Source organism: Paenibacillus sp. NPDC058367 (genome assembly GCF_042723305.1).
In the GTDB taxonomy this organism is placed as follows: Bacteria; Bacillota; Bacilli; order Paenibacillales; family Paenibacillaceae; genus Paenibacillus_AQ.
The window spans coordinates 1376855-1395900 of the sequence record NZ_JBHXIZ010000001.1 but is presented as its reverse complement, the minus strand read 5'-3'; the positions used below and the strand labels follow the sequence as shown (position 1 = coordinate 1395900).

General features: G+C 42.5%; 8 protein-coding genes. 1 reads left to right on the top strand and 7 read right to left on the bottom strand.

Translation table 11 applies throughout. From position 1 onward, the window contains the following. Positions 1–60 precede the first annotated feature (60 nt). The 6 genes from ACFWMP_RS06160 to ACFWMP_RS06135 all read right to left on the bottom strand — a co-directional run bounded on the left by ACFWMP_RS06160 (position 61) and on the right by ACFWMP_RS06135 (position 8327). Positions 61–912, bottom strand: coding sequence for a DegV family protein (locus ACFWMP_RS06160; RefSeq protein ID WP_379422541.1), 852 nt, complete (start codon positions 910–912; stop codon positions 61–63). Positions 913–1063: 151 nt separating this feature from the next. Next, positions 1064–1927: an AraC family transcriptional regulator gene (locus tag ACFWMP_RS06155; RefSeq protein ID WP_379422539.1), complete on the bottom strand. Its 864-nt coding sequence runs from the start codon at positions 1925–1927 to the stop codon at positions 1064–1066. A gap of 144 nt (positions 1928–2071) precedes the next feature. Then, positions 2072–3754, bottom strand: a complete 1683-nt coding sequence (locus ACFWMP_RS06150) for a glycoside hydrolase family 13 protein (protein ID WP_379422537.1) — start codon at positions 3752–3754, stop codon at positions 2072–2074. Between the two features lie 94 nt (positions 3755–3848). Next, positions 3849–6167 carry a glycoside hydrolase family 65 protein gene (locus ACFWMP_RS06145; RefSeq protein ID WP_379422535.1) on the bottom strand — a complete coding sequence of 773 codons (2319 nt, stop codon included), beginning with the start codon at positions 6165–6167 and terminating at the stop codon, positions 3849–3851. A 233-nt stretch (positions 6168–6400) separates the two neighbouring features. Beyond that, positions 6401–7057 (bottom strand): beta-phosphoglucomutase, encoded by a 657-nt coding sequence (gene pgmB, locus ACFWMP_RS06140; RefSeq protein ID WP_042186321.1) that lies wholly within the window; start codon positions 7055–7057, stop codon positions 6401–6403. Positions 7058–7280: 223 nt separating this feature from the next. Further along, on the bottom strand, positions 7281–8327 hold the full coding sequence (locus ACFWMP_RS06135; protein WP_042186323.1) for a LacI family DNA-binding transcriptional regulator: 1047 nt from the start codon (positions 8325–8327) through the stop codon (positions 7281–7283). A gap of 744 nt (positions 8328–9071) precedes the next feature. On the opposite strand from ACFWMP_RS06135, the gene ACFWMP_RS06130 reads away from it, so the two are divergent. Next, positions 9072–16586 carry a pullulanase gene (locus ACFWMP_RS06130; RefSeq protein WP_379422532.1) on the top strand — a complete coding sequence of 2505 codons (7515 nt, stop codon included), beginning with the start codon at positions 9072–9074 and terminating at the stop codon, positions 16584–16586. Positions 16587–16754: 168 nt separating this feature from the next. Here ACFWMP_RS06130 and ACFWMP_RS06125 read toward each other — a convergent pair whose 3' ends face one another. Beyond that, a complete protein-coding gene (locus ACFWMP_RS06125) occupies positions 16755–18500 on the bottom strand; it encodes an alpha-glycosidase (RefSeq protein ID WP_042186327.1) in 1746 nt (581 codons plus the stop codon). Positions 18501–19046: the final 546 nt, after the last annotated feature.

Sequence of the window (19046 nt, the reverse complement as noted above, 5' to 3'; positions counted from 1 at the left end):
ACGCACAAATCCCCGGTTCATTGACTTACGAAGCAATGACCGGAGATTTGCGTTAGAATATTAATCTTGAAGCATATACATGAGACCTACAGTATGTGGGCCACAATGGCTACCAATAACACAACCTGCGTTGAGGATAGCGATCTCATTCACTTGAGTTTTCTCTCGTATCGCTGTCTCTAGATAGCGAGCATCTTCTTCCGCTAAGGTATGAACAACGATGAGCAGCTCTTTATCCATCCGATCGACGTTAACCAAGGCGTTCTGGAGCATTTGTTCCACGGCTTTTTCTTTTTTGCCACGAATTTTACTAGTAGGTACGATGCTGCCGTCTACAAGTCTAAGAACAGGACGAATTTTTAGCAGACTACCGATGAAATTCTGCATACCTGAACAGCGTCCACCCATATATAAGTAATCTAGCGTATCTACCACGAATTCTGTTTCTACAAGATTACGACTCTGCTTCAGCATAGCTGCAATCTCAATGGCACTGTAACCTTTTTCAGCGGCTCTGACAGCTTTCATAACGAGAAGAGCGATGCCTCCACATAAGGTCTGTGAATCAATAACCTGTACACGCCCCTCTGGGAATTCCCCAGCAGCCAAAAGTGCATTCTGATATGTAGAGGATAGTGATGAGGAGAGACTGATATATACAATATCATCTCCACGGCTAATTACCGAATGAAAAGCGGCGATAAAGTCAGCTGGCGAAGGCGCGGCCGTCTTTGGCAATACTCCGCTTGCTGCGACACGGCGATAGACTTCTTCTGGTGTGATATCTTCACCATCTTTGTAGGTTCCTTCTTCAAACACTACGTAAAGGGGAACGATGCCGATATTAAAAGTATCCTTCCAGCCTTGAGGCAAATCGGAAGTGCTGTCTGAAAATATTTTTACAGTAGACATGAATTTCTCCTTCACCGATAATCGGACGACAATAGTCATTATTGAATTACATAATCTATTTATTATACCAAGATAAAGCTGATTCTCAAAATGAAATAGTAGAAATTCTGAAAGAAAGACTATCCGGAATTCCGAATAGTCTAAGTAAGCATTAATCTTTTTTCATAACCGGTATCCAGATCTCGCAGCGATAATCCTCTGCATCAGGTCTTCCCGGAAGGTATAACTCAAACTCGGGTCCTCCTGTATGCTCATAGCCTGTTGCAGGGAACCACTCCTGAAAGATCCGTGACCATGCTTGCTGAATAGCATTCGGCATTGGCCCTACTGAGGTGAACACAGCCCAACTCGCAGCTGGTATCGTCGTAGAAGCAAAGCCCTGAGCGTCCGTCTCTGGAGAGGCTTCGACAGCAATCCAATAGGAGAAGGTTTCTTTTTCGTGATTGAAATCTTTACAAATACCAAGGATGTCCTTATCAACACCGATCTCAATCAGCTTATCCGACGTACCATTTTCATTAGCTTCAATCCACAGCTGGGGGATACGGCGTAAATTCTCCCCATCTTTCGTTGTCATTTCCTCTACTAGTCCGATAACATTAAAAGCGTCTCTTGTCTCAATTCTGTAGTCCATTTCTTTATCTCCCTTCAGTGATAGATGGAAGGAGAGTCTAGGGAAGGCTTTGAGCTGTACCCCTGACTCCCGCGCAGCAGAAGGAGTAATTCCATGTGCTTTGCGGAATGCTTTGGCAAACGACTCGGGAGAGTCATATCCGTATTTTAATGAGACATCTAGCACCTTAACTTTAGAAATAGCGAGTTCCTGTGCCGCCAGAGTTAGTCTCCGTTTACGGATATAGTCTTTGACTGATACTCCGGTGAGCATGTAGAACATACGCTGGAAGTGAAAAGGGGAGGAATAAGCAACCTTTGCTATATCTTCTATATTAAAGGTTTCCTCCATTTTGCTCTCCATATAATCTAAAGCTTCTTTCATGCGGATAAGCCATTCCAAGCCTGCCATCTCCCTTTGAGTTCATACTATCATGCCACCATTTGCAAATCCTGTTATTCCTTGCTCTCTAATGACAGGTTGCTGATGGAAGAATAATCTTAACAAAATCATCCTATATAGTATAACTCAGGAAGGTGGAGAGAGTCAGCTTTGTAATCTGTACACTCTTGCTTCGTAAGGACGCAGAATTTCTCGTGTTGGTGATTCATCCGGGTAATTTCCAATGATTAAATCAGTAACGGTGCTCAGCTCAGCGGAGAGATCAACGGTTTGAGGGGCCTCGTTAAAGTTCAACAGAATCAGCCATTGTTCATCCTCTAAAGTTCTTGTATAAGCATAAAGGTTCTCATGATCAGGCAGTAGCAGCTTATATTCTCCATATACCATAATCGGATTTTTTTTGCGTAAAGCAATTAATTCCTGGTAGTAGTAGAAGATTGAATCAGAATCCGCCAATGCTTGCTCCACATTAATTTCCTTGTAAATCGGATTTACTTTGAGCCATGGTTCTCCTTCTGAAAATCCAGCATTAGCAGATGCATCCCATTGCATTGGGGTACGGGCGTTGTCTCGGCCTTTGACATGGATAGCGTTCAGAATCGTTTCATGATCTGCGCCACCCTCAGTTACTTTTTCACGGTACATATTCAGAATTTCGATGTCTTTATAATCTTCCAGCGTTGTGAATTTTACATTCGTCATCCCAATTTCTTCACCTTGGTAAATATAAGGGGTGCCTTTAAGTGTATGTAGTAAGGTAGCGAGCATTTTGGCAGATATTACGCGATACTTCCCATCATCACCAAATCGTGAAACCATACGCGGCTGGTCATGATTGTTTAAGTACAGACTATTCCAACCCTTATCAGCCAGACCGACCTGCCATTTATGAAGTATGTCGCGCAGTTTAGTTAATGTCCATGGGGCTACATCCCATTTGCCTCCTGGGCCGGAATCTACGTCCATATGCTCGAATTGGAATACCATTTGAAGTTCTTCACGATCTTCGTCTGTGTAAAGAACGGCATCCTCTACTGAAGCCCCTGGCGTTTCTCCGACGGTCATAATGTCATAGCTTGAAAGAACCTTTTGGTTCATTTCATGTAAAAACTCATGGACCCGGGGGCCATTCATAAAGTAATCGCCACCCCAAGCAAGTTCCTCTGGCGCCTCGCCCTCGATTTGGAAGGAAGGTAGCCCTTCTGCTTTAGAAATCAAATTAATGACGTCCATCCGCAATCCATCCACACCCTTGTCGAGCCAGAAGGTAATCATCTTGTATAATTCCTCGCGCAGCTTTGGATTGTCCCAGTTGAGATCCGGTTGCTTGCGTGAGAACAGATGTAGATAGTATTCACCGGTAGTCTCATCTAGTTCCCAAGCCGGACCGCTGAATATGGAACTCCAATTGTTTGGACGTTCGCCATTCGGTCCACCTGGACGCCATATGTAGTAATCACGGTATGGATTATCTTTTGACGAACGGGACTCTACGAACCATTGATGTTCATCAGAAGAGTGGTTGATTACAAGATCCATCATTAGCTTAATGCCACGATCATGCAGTCCAGTCAGTAGTTCCTCCCAGTCTTTTAGCGTGCCGAACTCATCCATAATATCTTCGTAATCGCTGATGTCATAACCATTATCATCATTTGGCGATTTATACACTGGTGACAACCACACTACATCGACACCGAGCTTCTGCAAATAATCCAGACGTGAAATGATGCCTTGCAGATCTCCAATACCGTCACCATTACTATCTTGAAAGCTGCGTGGATAAATTTGATAAACGACAGCTTCCTTCCAAAAGGTTCTTTTCATTAATAATCACTCCTTATATAAGTTATCCATTTAGGAAAAAAATAAAGAGACCCTAAAAAGCTATTGGCTTCAAAGGGTCTCTTGTGGTGTCGGTTTATACTGTGACGGAATTGCTGTCAGCAGTGATGCTGCTTAGTCCGTTCACGGTATATTCTTTGTCATAGATAGTAATAGAAGCTGGAATATCAGTTTCATTCGTAACCGTAACCTGTGCGTCCGAAACGCTTACTTTTAGACGGGAGCCGCGGAACATGATTTTGAAAGAGTACGCTGTCCAGTGACCTGGGTTCGATGGGCTTAGAGTCAGTCTGCCATCATGAACACGTAATCCGCCGAAGCCATGTACGATTGACATCCAAGTACCGGCCATACTAGTGCTGTGTAAGCCGTCTTCGGTATCATTGTTATAGTTATCAAGATCCAGTCTTGAAGTACGCAAGTACATTTCATAAGCCTTATCCTTATATCCTAGTTCGCTGGCTAGAATAGAGTGGATACAAGGGGATAGGGAGGACTCATGAACAGTGATCGGCTCGTAAAAGTCGAAATTCCGTTTTTTGGTATCTAGATCGTAGCGGTCCCCTAGGAAATATAATCCCTGCAGAACGTCTGCTTGTTTAATAAAGCAAGAACGAAGGATACGATCCCAAGACCATTTTTGGTTTAGCGGCAGGTTCTCAGCTGCCAGATCCTTGACTTGAATAATCTCTTTATCTAGGAAGCCATCTTGTTGTAAGAAGATACCCATTTCTTCATCTGCAGGATAATACATTTTGGCAATGATATCATTCCATTTTGCAGTTTCACTCTCTTGGAGTCCTAGTTTATCAACTAGTTCTGCATAGCGTGTGGATTCGTTCTTTTTCAGATAATCCAGAGCTTCTAAGGTATATTCCATAGTCCAGGAAGCCATCCGGTTGGTGTACCAGTTATTATTTACGTTATTTTCATATTCATTAGGTCCCGTTACGCCAAGCATCACGTATTTGTCTTTACGATTTGCATAGTGAACACGTTCTTCCCAGAAGCGGGAGATTTCCACCAGAACTTCAAGGCCATATTGACCAAGATAAGCTTTGTCTCCTGTGTAGTTCACATAGTTGTAAATCGCATAAGCAATAGCACCGTTACGGTGAATTTCTTCAAATGTAATTTCCCACTCATTGTGGCACTCTTCGCCATTCATTGTAACCATTGGGTACAATGCGCCTTTTGCGAAACCAAGCTTACGAGCATTTTCCTTAGCCTTTTCCAAATGCTTGTAACGGTAGATCAATAGGTTGCGAGCAATAGAGGAGTCTGCTGTACTGAGATAGAAGGGAACGCAATACGCCTCTGTATCCCAGTAAGTGCTGCCGCCGTATTTTTCACCTGTAAAGCCTTTAGGTCCAATGTTCAGACGGTCATCTTCACCATTGTAGGTTTGATTTAGCTGGAAAATATTGAAACGAATCGCTTGCTGTGCCGAAACGTCACCTTCAATAATGATGTCGCTTTCTTTCCATTTCTCTCTCCAAGCTTCTATTTGTTCTGTCAGAAGGGTTACAAAACCAGCTTCCTTAGCAGCTTGCAAAGCAGTTTGAGCGGCATCGACCAATTGTCCAAGACCGTGATTACGCGAGGTTACGTTAGCAACATATTTATAAATGACGACTTGATCGCCAGATTGTACGGATACATTCATTTTGCTGGCTACATATTTCTCTTGTTCAATAGCTTCAGCATCAGCGTTGACTTTCTCACCATTGACAAGGATATCAAAAGCCATAGCAGAGGTTACATGGAAATCGAGTTTTTTAGTCTTAAGGGTGAGGTGTCCACCTTCAGTGCCTGCTTGCTTCTCAACTTCATTCCAGAATTTCTCGTCGTAGTTGGAATCCTTGTTCTTCACGTCACCGTCGAGATAAGGAGTGATCGTAATCTTGCCTGAGAAATTCACAGGAATGATGGAGTAACGAATAGCGCCGATTTCTTGACGAGTCATGCTGACGAATCGGATACTCTCAACTTTAACTTCCTTACCATCTTCGAGTGTGGCAGTGAAACAACGGGAAAGCGTACCTTCCTTCATGTTAAGAACACGACGGAAATCGGAAACCGTACATTTTTCCAGGTCTAAAGGAGTTCCTTCAATGTCGATGTTAATACCGATCCAGTTTGTGCTGTTCAGTACTTTAGCAAAATATTCAGGATAGCCGTTCTTCCACCAGCCGACCCGTGTTTTGTCAGGATAGTACACGCCAGCCATGTAGCTGCCTTGTAGGCTACTTCCACTATATTGCTCTTCAAAATTAGCTCGACCACCCATAAATCCGTTGCCAAGGCTAAATACACTTTCAGAGATTTCTTGTGTCTGTGGATCAAAGGATTCTTCAATAATGGACCATTCATCAATTGTTAAATATTGTTTCACGATAACCGGCTCCTTTAAATATGTTGTGGGGATATATAATGAACTATATCTCTACTTTGGTGCTTGTGAGTCGCTCCGCTGGCGAAAGGTTGTTCCGATCGCTAGCGCTTCTACACAATCCTTTCGCCATCTCCACTTCAAGCGTACCTCTAGATATACATATTTCATTTATAAGTGGAATGCAGCAGAGCGAATCACATTAACACTTTCAGTTGATTAATGTTCGTTAGACTTTAAGCAAAAGATTTTTTGAGTTGTGACACACTCATATGAGCGAGCGATGGAACAACGATGTTCGCCGCATTGAGCGTTTCCGGTGAACCAATACCAACGCTGAACATTCCAGCACGCGACGCAGCTTCAATTCCTGCTTCTGCATCTTCGAAGACAACACAGTGTTTAGGATCAGCGCCAAGTGCTTTAGCTCCTAAAAGAAAAACTTCCGGATCAGGTTTAGCAGCACTTGTGTGTGTGCCATCGATGATTGCATCAAAGTAAGGGGTCAATCCGGTATTATTTAATATCGTCATTGCGTTCTTACTAGCAGAACCGAGGGCAACTTTGATGCCATTCTCACGGCACTCTTTCAGAAAATCAAGTGCACCTGGCAAAATCTCTGAGCTGTCCATTTTCGCAATATATTCGACATATCGATTATTCTTCTGTTCCGCAAGCTTAGCTTTCTCTTCTTCATCGATAGTTAGTCCGCCGATTTCCAGCAAAATATTTAGCGAGGCAGTTCTGCTAACTCCTTTAAGGCGTTCGTTATCTTGTTCTGTGAAGAGAAACCCTAATCCATCTGCAAGCTCTTTCCATGCGATATAATGGTATTTGGCAGTATCAACGATAACACCATCCAAATCGAACAAGCAGGCTTTAATTTCCGTCATTGTAGTACCTCCTAAAATTTGTGACAGTATCGTGATCCATTGGGTAATCGTATCTGAATTTGCTTTCAATTCGTATAAGCTTTGCTAAAGATGTTAAGTTTATCTTAACCTCAGATTCGAATATTCACCCTGAAAAGAACTGGATCAAGAAGTTTTAGTAATTTAGCGCAAACGTTTGTACAGATTTTCAAAAAATAAATGAAGCGTTGATCGCTTCACTTATTCATTCGGTTTTGTTCTTAGCATGTGAGTACATGGATGACTCTCTCACGATCAAGCGATGTGGAATAACAAATCGGTTTGTATAACCAGCATCGTGATTCGGACTCTTGATATTCTGAATAAGTACCTGAGATGCAGTGTAGCCAAGATGATAAATTCCAATATCAATACTACTGATCGGAGGGCTGGATAATTCAGATAATGGAATATTGTTAAAGCTCACAATAGCGAGATCGTCAGGCACTTTGTATTTCAGCTCATTCAATCCACGTAAAATTCCGAACGATACCATATCATCCACTGCAACTAGAGCAGTAGGCCGATTAGGCAAATTCATGAAAAAAGACATCGCTCTATATCCGCTATCCTGTAGAAATTCACCTTCTACAATCCATTCATCACGCATTTCAAGACCGCTATTCAGCAGTGCTTTACGGTATCCTGCGAGACGATCGCGAGAAACAATTAGATTAGGCGGTCCACTTACGAAGCCAATACGTTCATGACCCATTGAAATGAGGTGGTTTGTAGCATCATATGCTGCCATCACATTATCGTTATCGACAGATAAAATATTCTCATATCGATCACTTCGGCCTACCAGTACGAATGGATAATCGTTACTCTCTAGAAAATCAATAACAGCATCATCTGTACGAGAGTAAAGCAGAATAACACCATCTACTCGACGACCCTTTAGAAGTCTTGAAACGGCTTCCAATTCTTCCTTCTCGTTTGCTCCGGAGCTAATTAACACGTCGTAGCCGGAACGGCTAGCTTGTGTAACGATCCCTCGGATTAATTCCATAAAAAATAAATTTGAGAACAGCTCTTCAGCTGGTTTAGGAAGACTGAAGCATATGCTATTTGTAGTTTTCGACACTAGACTCTTAGCCATCATGTTAGGTGTATAGCCCATATCTTCCATAATAGCTTTGACCTTGCGGGAAGTTTCCAGGCTGATTCTGGGGTGATTGGACAATACCCGGGATACCGTGGAGGGAGATACTCCCGCTTTCTTGGCCACATCCTTAATGGTAACTGTCATAGAAACCTCCTTATGGAACCGTTTGCTTTACACAGTAATATTAATCTAAGAGTTCTAAATTGTAAATAGATAAAGTCATTTGGAAGGGCAATATTGCTACTTTTGGAAAGAGTATTAGAAATTTATGTGTAAAATTGTTTGTTTTCACCAAAAAAGTATGAATGATTTAGCAAGATTGATCTTAATATGTATAAAAGATATCCAATTTCATCGAGAGGAGCATTTCGTAAATGCAAACGTGTGGCTTAAATTTTTTGGAACAATTTGATTCGAGGAATGGAATTAGAGTGACAGTCAAAAAAACGGATAAATCCTAAATGGGATTATCAGGTTCACTTTTCTTTATTTTTACTTTTATGATAATTTGAGTTCGTTAAACACATAAAAATACTGGTTGACAATACCATAAATACAGCATTAGTATGTAAATCAAAATATAGCAAGCGTTTACATTGGGTGATTTTGGATCGATATCAGTTGTGTTAAGGAATGAATTTTATGTACTTAGGTTTGTGCACGACTATTTGCAAACGTTTGCACTAAATTCATGATTTTGGTGTTGATCTTTAACTTTGATGGGAGGATGATGCTGTTAATCCGGTTTGACGAGCCGCACACATAGACCTTCTCCAACCACAGAAGGAAGACGCATGATTTCATAACCTCAGAATAATTGGCGGGGTTTGAGAAATTATGTATCCGCTTGCACAAAGAGAATTCATAATTATGGGAGGTTTTACAAAAATGAAAATAAATTTATGGGGTAAGAGGACGTTCGCGATCTTCATGATCGTTGCTCTTGTGTTCTCCAGTCTCGGCTTACACCCAGTTAAGGTTTCAGCAGAAACGACAAAGGTAGTTTTGGTCGGTGATTTGCAATCACAGTTTATTTCTACTGGGGCGGAAAATCCCGGCAAGGATTGGGATGAGACATCAGTAGTCACCCAAATGACTTACTCAGACAATGGGTTGTATTCTTTTACTGGGACTCTGCCAGCAGGAGAATATAATTATAAGGTTGCTCTGAACGATAGTTGGGATGAGAACTATGGATTTGCAAAGTATACAAACCCTCAAGGGAAAAATGATGGAGAGAATATCCACATCAAGCTAGAAACAGAAACGACTGTAACCTTTTATTATAATGACATCACTCATAAAATAGCTGATTCTACGTATTACACGCCAATTACGCCTAAATTGACAGGAAACCTGCCAGCAGAGGCGTTATCCACATTAACAGATCCGGATTTTGATGGTGTGTACAGTACAGTTGTTACTGTGCCGCAGGGAGATTACACATATAAGGTTTCTGTTCCAGGAGCCACAGAAGCAGAGGATATGTCTTATCCAGAAAGCGATCTAGCGTTGAGCCTACCGTTAGATCTTAAGGTAACCTTCAAGTACAATACTGCAGATCACAGTGTGACCGCAGAATATAAAATCCCTACTGAACCTGTAGAGGTTACACCTGTTCCAGCAGGGCACATTCGTGTTCACTACAAAGCTAGTGATTACACCGATAAGGGATTGTGGTTATGGGGTGATGTTGTAAGCCCTTCTGTTGATTGGGCTATGGGTGCGACCCCTTTTCCTGATGGACAAATGGATTCCTATGGTGCATATGTTGATGTGCCGATTAAGGATGGGGCTAAGAAAATCTCATTCATCGCGCTTCAGCGTGCAAGTGGTGCTAAAGATGGAGGAGATAAGAACTTCTCGATTAATACTCCACAAACTAATGAAGTATGGATCACAGAAGGCTCTGATGTAGTTACGCCTTATGAACCGGTTAAGCTTCCGGCAAATACCGTTCGGATCCATTATATGAGATCAGATTCCAATCAAAGTCAATATGGATTATGGTTGTGGGATGATGTTGCAGTTTCACTTAAGGATTGGCCTAAAGATGCAGTTCCATTCCAAGCCGATCAAGTAGGTCGCTTTGGTGCTTATATTGATATTCCATTGAAAGAAGCTGCAAAAAAAATTGGGTTTCTCGTAGTGAACCCGTTGAATGGCGATAATAAAGACGGCGGTGACAAAGGATTTACTCTACTGGATCGTTATAACCAGCTGTGGATAAAAGAAGGAGACAACAATGTATATGTTTCACCATTTGGTGAAACACCTATCGGTTTAGTATCTGCTGAAGTGTTGTCGACGAGCAAAATCCTTCTTGGTTTCACGTTAACTGACGGCTTGGATGCAGCAGCATTGAAGAATGAGATTACCGTTAAAGATAAAGACGGTGTTGCTATTCCTGTATCGGCTGTAACCATTACTAGCAAAACTTCAATTGAAGTTGATACAAAAGCCTTTGATCTGGATAAAGTTCCGCTTAGCGTTACTTATTCAGGCAAAACGGTCTCTGCGGCTAGTGGTTGGAGAATGCTTGATGAAATGTACAATTATACAGGAGATGATCTAGGGGCTACGTACAACGCTGACAAAACAGCCACGTTAAAATTGTGGGCTCCTAAAGCTAGCTCGGTTGTCGTAAATGTGTACGATAAGAATGACTCCAACGTGTTCGTGGGTAGTGTGGACTTAACGAGCGGTGAGCAAGGAGTCTGGTCGGTGGACTTAAAGCCGACTGATTTGACAGGCACGACTACAAACGATGTAAGAGGATTCTTTTATCAATATGAAGTGACGAATGACGGTGTAACCAATAAGGTCCTTGATCCTTATGCTAAATCAATGGCGGTATTTACTGTGGATACCACAGGTGCTGCTGGTGCTGGCGGGGATACAGTCGGTAAAGCGGCTATCGTTGATTTAAGCCAGACGAACCCAGATACCTTTGGTTATGCTGATATTAAAGGCTACGAAAAACGCGAAGACGCAATCATTTATGAAGTTCACGTCAGAGACTTTACATCCGATGTATCGATTGAAGATAGTCTGAGTGGCGAAAGATGGGGCTCTTATAGCGCTTTTGAAAAGAAGCTCGATTATATTAAATCTCTCGGTGTAACTCATATTCAATTACTTCCTGTGATGGCTTGGTATTACGGGGATGAGACGAAGATGGGGACTAGAGAAACAGAATATTCCGCTAAAAACAATGAATACAACTGGGGATATGATCCTCACAACTACTTCTCTCCAGATGGTGCTTATTCGCAGAAACCTGCTGATCCTGAGGAGCGGATTAAAGAATTAAAAGGATTGATTGACGCCGTACATGAAGCTGGAATGGGTGTCATTCTGGATGTAGTGTACACACATATGGCTAAAAAAGAATTTTTAAACGACATCGTTCCTAATTATTACGCGTTCCAAGATGCAAATGGCAACTTTATCGGAGGTTTCGGAAACAATCTGGCCACTAACCATAAAATGGCTGAGAAGTTGATGGTTGATTCCGTGAAATACTGGTTTGAAGAGTACAAGATTGATGGAATGCGCTGGGATATGATGGGCGATGCGACAGCGGAGGCTGTTCAGAATGCTTATGATGCCGCGGTAGAAATTAATCCGAAGGCACTTTTTATCGGTGAAGGCTGGAGAACATTCGGTGGTGCCGCAGCTGATCCTTCCCTTGCTGGAAAAGGGGCAGATCAGGACTGGATGGATAAAACGGATAGCGTCGGTGTTTTCTCTGACGAATTCCGCAATGAATTGAAATCTGGTTATGGTTCCGAAGGTCAACCTAGATTTATTACAGGCGGAGCGCGTCCAATAGCGACAATCTTTAACAATATTAAGGCGGAGCCCTCAAATACGCCTGCTGATGATCCAGGTGATATCGTTCCGTACATCGAAGCGCATGACAACCTGACGCTGCACGATGTTATTGCACAAACGATCAAGAAAGATCCTGCCATTGAGAAGAATGAGCTTGAAATCCAGAAACGGATTAGACTTGGAAACATGCTTGTTCTAACCTCCCAAGGCACTGCCTTCATTCATGCAGGCCAGGAATATGGGCGTACCAAGCAATGGAATAGCACTTCGGTTCCTCAGGATAAATACACTGAAATGTTTGATAGTGAAGGCAAATCCTTTGGTTATTTTATTCATGATTCGTATGATTCTTCGGATGCTGTCAACATGTTTGATTGGACCAAAGCAACGGATGAATCACAATTCCCAGTACAGAATACAACAAGAAAATACACGTCAGGTCTGATGGAATTGAGAAAGTCTACCGATGCATTCCGATTGGGCGACAAGGATCTGGTTGATTCCAATGTTAACCTAATTCCTGCACCAGAAATGAAGACTGATGATCTTGTCATTGGCTATTCAAACAAAGCTACTGATGGCACAGGTATCTATTATGTTTTCATGAATGGCGATAGCACAGAAAGAACTCTTACTTTATCAGAGGATTTGACGAGTGGTCAGGTGCTTGTTGACAATGATGAAGCTGGTGTTACTGCGGTTAGTCAACAGAGTGGTTTCATTTTAACTGCTAATTCAATCAAGCTAGATCCTTTGACTGCAGTGATTATCAAAATGGAAGCTGAAGCCGCTACGCTTACTTCTATAGAGACCGATAGTGCAAGCTACACGCTGGCAGCAGGCAATACGCATCAAACAGCTGTTTTTGCGAAGTACGACGACAACAGCAGAAGAAATGTTACGCAATTGGCTACTTACACTTCCAATAAGCCTGAAGTGGCTACAGTAACCAATAAAGGTCAAGTGAAGGCAGTTGGTAATGGAACAGCTGTAATTACCATCACTTATGGCGGTATTTCTACAACTGTTACAGTTAAGGTTACGGATAAGAGATATGTTCTGTTCACTTATACCCGTAGTGATAAGGATTATAAGGATTGGAACATCTGGGTCTGGAATACAGGAGTTAAAAATGATCAGATTGATTTTACAACCTTTAAGAATGGCACAGCGAGTGTTTTGATTGAGGTTGCTGAGAATGCGACAAGTGTAGGGTTCGTCCTTCGTAAAGGTGAAGGGGATGATCCTTGGAAGTATAAGGATGCCTACGGGGATGACCGTATCATTCCGCTGACGCCTGGTGAATTATTCACTAAAGTGAATGTAACTAGCGGGGTGAAGGAGTTTGATATCAAACCAAGTATTAGCGGTCCTATCCTTAAGGATGGAACGATTACTTTTAGATATCGCGATGATGCATTGTTCCGCAGTGGGAATATGGAAGCGATCACAGCTGCTAAAGTAAAAGTGAATGGAAAAACATATCCAATGGTTTATGATTCCGCTAACGAGTGGTTCACTTACACGTTGACTGATTTAGTAGAAGGTACGTATAAGTACACGTTCTTGATCACGAAAAACGGAATCACTACTGAATTTACAGATCCTAAGAATACAGTGAATGATGAATCTATTGTTGTGTATCATATTCCTGACGTTAAGATTACGACATCCGTGAATCCGGAAGCAGTTGCATCTAATCAGAATGCGGTTGTAACCATCAATGTAGTGACTTCAGAAGAGGTAACATATTCAGAGGGATACATGGATTTAACCAATCTTGGAGGACCAAGCAAAGTTAAGCTGGATACGGAGCTGATGAAGCAGACAGTTGCTGTGAAGGACACGGTGTCAGCGGGGATCAAAAATATTCCGATTACGCTCGTGGACCAGTACGGAAATTCACATAAAGAAAATGCTAAACTCGAGGTAAAAGCGAGAACCTACACAGGTGATAAGTTGGATTTTGATTGGGATGAGGCTCGTATATACTTCGCGCTTACAGACCGCTTCAAAGACGGAGATCCAACAAATAATGAGAATGTAGATAAAGATCAACTGGAAGCATACCACGGTGGTGATTTCCGAGGAATGATCGACAATCTCGATTATTTGCAAGAACTTGGTATTAACACGCTTTGGATTACGCCAATTGTAGATAATATTGATTTTAATAAAGGTGATGGCTTCAAACAATACGGATATCATGGCTATTGGGCCAAGGATTTTACAAAGCTCGACGAGCATCTTGGTGATATGGAGACCTTCAAGGAATTGATCGAAAAGGCACATGACAAGGGCATCAAGATCATGGTCGACGTTGTACTCAATCATACGGGCTACGGTTTAAAGGCTGAGGATAAAGAGCCGACGATTACAGCTGAGGATAAAGCACGTTTTGAAGGAATGCTTCGTACGGATGGTGTATCCGCGGATACAGATCCAATCAAAGGCGAGCTTGCAGGATTGCCGGATTTCAAAACGGAAGATCCAGCCGTTCGTGAAAAAATTATCGCTTGGCAAACAGGGTGGTTAGATAACGCTCGGACGGAACGTGGAGATACGATTGACTATTTCCGTGTGGATACAGTCAAACATGTAGAAGATACAACTTGGAAAGCATTTAAAAATGCACTGACTTCAATTGATCCAAACTTCAAAATGACCGGTGAATACTTCGGCGGAACCATTGATAGCAATGGTGGAATGCTTGAAACAGGCCAGATGGACGGACTGCTTGATTTTGGATTTAATGATGCTGCGAAAGACTTTACTGATGGTAAAGTTAACAGTGTTGATTCCTATTTGCAGGAACGGGAGTTAAAGATTGATAACACGAAGATGATGGCTCAATTCCTGAGTAGTCATGATGAGGATGGCTTCTTGTCTAATTATGTGGATGGAGATAAAGGCAAGCTGAAAATCGCAGCCGCTCTGCAAATCACAGCCAAGGGACAGCCAGTCATTTACTACGGAGAAGAACTGGGGAAATCGGGTAAAAATGCAGGAGACATGTCTAAAGGTGAGTTCAGTGAGAACCGTAAAGATATGCCTTGGGATCAGTTGACTGCAGAAAAGCCACTTCATGATCATTATCAGAAGCTGTTGAATATCCGTGCAAAATACTCCAAAGTGTATTCTAAAGGTACGCGCACGAAGTTGGCAGGTTCAGATGATTTAGGTTATTTAGCCTTCAATAAGTCTTACGATAATGAGAACGTCGTGACGGTTATTAACACTAAAACAAGTGAGGAATCCGCAACGATTCCAGTACCGTTTGCTGCCAATTCATCTGTAAAGGATGAGTACAGCGGTAAAACATACACGGTATCCGAAGATCAAAAAGTAATCATTGATCTACCAGGTAGAGATGATGGGGGTACGGTTATTCTAGCTGCTGTATCTAAAGTGACACCAACACCAACCTCAGGTGGTGCTGAAGTTAGCCCAACAACTCCTGCTGATATGCAAGTTGTTAGTGAGGACAGTTTGAAGAATGGTAAAGATGGAAAGGTACAAATCGATATTGCTGCAGGTAAGACAGCGGTATTGTTACCGTTGCAAGCAGTAAAAACATTGGGATCTAATGATCTAGTATTTAAAGTGGGGGATCTATTACTTACTATCCCTAACAAACTGTTAAGCACAATACCAAGTTTAGCTTCAGGTGTGGATGCGGAAGGTGCTCAAATCCTGTTGGAGCTGAAACCATTGGTCCAGTCTGCTACAAAAGCATTAATCGATGGTTTAAACAAAGAGGTGGGAACCGTAACTTCGCTTTCCGATGTGTTTGAACTGAGACTTAGCATTCTGAAGAAAGATGGTACCCGGATTGTAGTTAAGAAGTTCGATGAGCCAATCACGATATCGTTTAAGATTAAAGGTCAATCGAATAAGGATCTATTGGGGATTTACTATTTAGGCGATAATGGCGAGCTTGAGTACGTAGGTGGACAGCTGAATGGAGACGTGATATCTACACAAGTCACGCACTTTAGTAAATATGCCGTATTAGAGATTGTGAAGTCGTTTGAGGATGTTCCAACTACTTATTGGGCATTCCATGCCATTCAGTCTCTTGCTGCAAAACAAATTGTTTCAGGGGTTACGACAACCGAATTTAATCCGAAGAGCAATGTTAGTCGTGCGGAATTTACCGCATTACTAGTTCGTGCACTTGGTTTAAATGCGGAAGGGCCGGTTCAATTTACTGATATCAAGTCAGATGCATGGTATTCATCATACGTAGCAACAGCGTCTAAGCTGGGCATTGTTAGTGGTCGAAGCAAGGATACTTTTGCGCCGAATGCTTCCATTACCCGTGAGGAAATGGCTATCATGGTGATCCGTGCGCTTGAAGTGAAGTCTGGTAAGAAGATCGAACCAGCAGTGGGTGTCACGACATTTGCAGATGCATCTAGCATTAGCAAGTGGGCAGATAGCTACGTGAAGACAGCAGCAGGTCTAGGGCTTCTCCAAGGCAGAGAGAACAATCAATTTGCTCCAAAAGGGTGGATGACCCGCGCCGAAAGCGCACAGATTATTTATACACTACTGAGCAAGTAAACTGGACTTCGGTGTGCTGATTGTTAGTGCACCGAAGTATTAGTAATTGGCTAGTAATGTGACAGTCATTCTTAGTCATCTCTAATAGAAAACAGGGTATCCCACAGCTATCATAGCTAGTGAGATACCCTGTTTTGTTATGTTTTATACGGCCAAAGGCATTTAAATCTAGTTGATTGCTTTAAGTATAGCGAAACCATAAGCAGGCATCTTCACGTTCAGCTTGCCACGCTCAGCACGCACTGTATCGGCCGTGAACAAGTTCTCCCAATTTCGCTCGTCTACGTCAATACGGAACGTTTGGGCGGTCTCTTCGCTATTGATCAGTACAACTATAGTCTCAAGATCCAATCGGCGCTCATAGGCTATCTTACTGCCTTGTCGACCTGCCTCTAAGAAAGTAAATGTCCCCGTACGAAGTGCAGGTTGCTCATTGCGGATTTGAATGAGCTGACGGTAGAATTCGAACAGATCACGATCCTGCTTCTCAGGGTTCCACTCCATGCATTTACGACAACCTGGATCACCTTCACCGTCCATTCCGAACTCGTCGCCATAATAGATACAAGGAGTACCCATAAAGGTGAACTGGAATAGTGCAGCTAATCGCATTTTATTTTTGTCCCCAGCAGCCAGCGTAAGTAAGCGTGGAGTGTCATGACTATCTAACAGATTGAAGGCAACTTCACTTGCTTGCAGTGGGTAGCGCGATAACTGTCTACCAATAGAGTTGGCAAACCCCTCTGCATCAAGGTTACCATGAACAAAAAAGTCTAAGACAGCATCAGTGAAGGGATAGTTCATGACGGCATCGAATTTATCACCCTCCAGCCACGGAGCAGACTCATGCCAGATTTCTCCAAGGATGTAGGCCTCCGGATTAGCGCGCTTTACCACCTTGCGGAATTCACGCCAGAAATCATGATCTACTTCATTGGCTACGTCGAGGCGCCAACCATCGATTCCAACTTCTGTAATCCAGAATTCAGCGACCTTCAGTAAGTACTCTTTAACTTCAGGATGTTCGGTATTAAGCTTTGGCATATGTGGTTCAAAGGCAAAAGTATCATAAGTAGGAATCCCGTTTACAACTTGAAGCGGAAACTCACGAATATGGAACCAGTCTTTGTAAATGGAGTCTTCTCCCTTTTCCTGAACATCTAAAAATGGAGCGAAGGTTCCACCGGAGTGGTTGAATACAGCGTCTAACAGCACACGAATACCACGTTTATGGCAGAGGTCGACGAGTTTTTTTAACGTTGCAATATCCCCGAAATGCGGATCAACTTTCATGTAATCTTCTGTATCGTATTTATGATTAGTAGTTGCAGTGAAGAGTGGTGTGAAATAAATAGCATTGATGCCAAGCTCGTTAAGATGATCCAGATGATCAATAACCCCTTGCAGGTCCCCGCCAAAAAAATTGGTTGGTGTTGGCTCTGCTCCCCATGGCTGAACATCTTTTGGATCAAGGCTAGGGTCGCCATTTGCAAAGCGTTCAGGGAAGATCTGATAGAAAACAGCATCCTTTACCCAGGCAGGTGGAGTGAACACATCAACGGGGTTAATAAATGGGAACTCGAAAAGCTTGTTTGGATTTTCTGGCCGGTTCGTTTGAAAATCATTTTCGGTCATCCAAACCTTCTCGTTATCCTTTTGCAGTAAGAATCCGTATTTCAATCGGCGATAGATGGGAACTGAAGCACATTCCCAATAATCGAACATCGCATCAGAGGTGAAGAGGGTCATGGGAATTAGCTCTTTCGTGGTATCCCAAGTGTACTTATCCCCTGCAAAAGCAAATACTTCTGTTAAATCCCCTTTTTTAGCGCGGAGGCGCAAGTGAATCGTACTCTCATTATAGGCATAAGACCAATTTAACCGCGGGCGATGGTACACAGCTTCCAGTAACATGAATAAGTCCTCCTAAAGTTTTGTAAGCGATACTTCCCTGACCAGCTTCGGCAAAACTACTTCGAAAGCATACGCTTAGTTTTGTAAGCGATACTTCCCTGACCAGCTTCGGCAAAACTAACTCGAAAGTATACGCTTAAGTTTTGTGAGCGATACTTTCCCGAACCATTCACCACAGCGCGTGGGGTTTAGAATGTCGCTATTGTTAATGGTTGCACAGTTTTTTATGCAACATGCGCAAATGATGAGGCAAACTTGCACATAACAAAGAGGCACAACCGCCGCGAAGTAGCTTGTCCGAGGTTGTACCTTTCATAAGTAACATTGCCTTTTAGTTATATAGAACAGGAGGCAGACAATAGATGCAATGACTCATGTTGGATTGCCTCTTAACGATTTGGATTATAGCATGGAATAAAAGGGCTTTCAATACTCTTGTTCAAACCATTGCACAAATTTTCACTTGAGTATATGAGCGTTTCTACTGCCCGATAATTGTAAATCTACTGGAAAAGTGAATTTGTGGTATATCAGGGGCAAATAAAA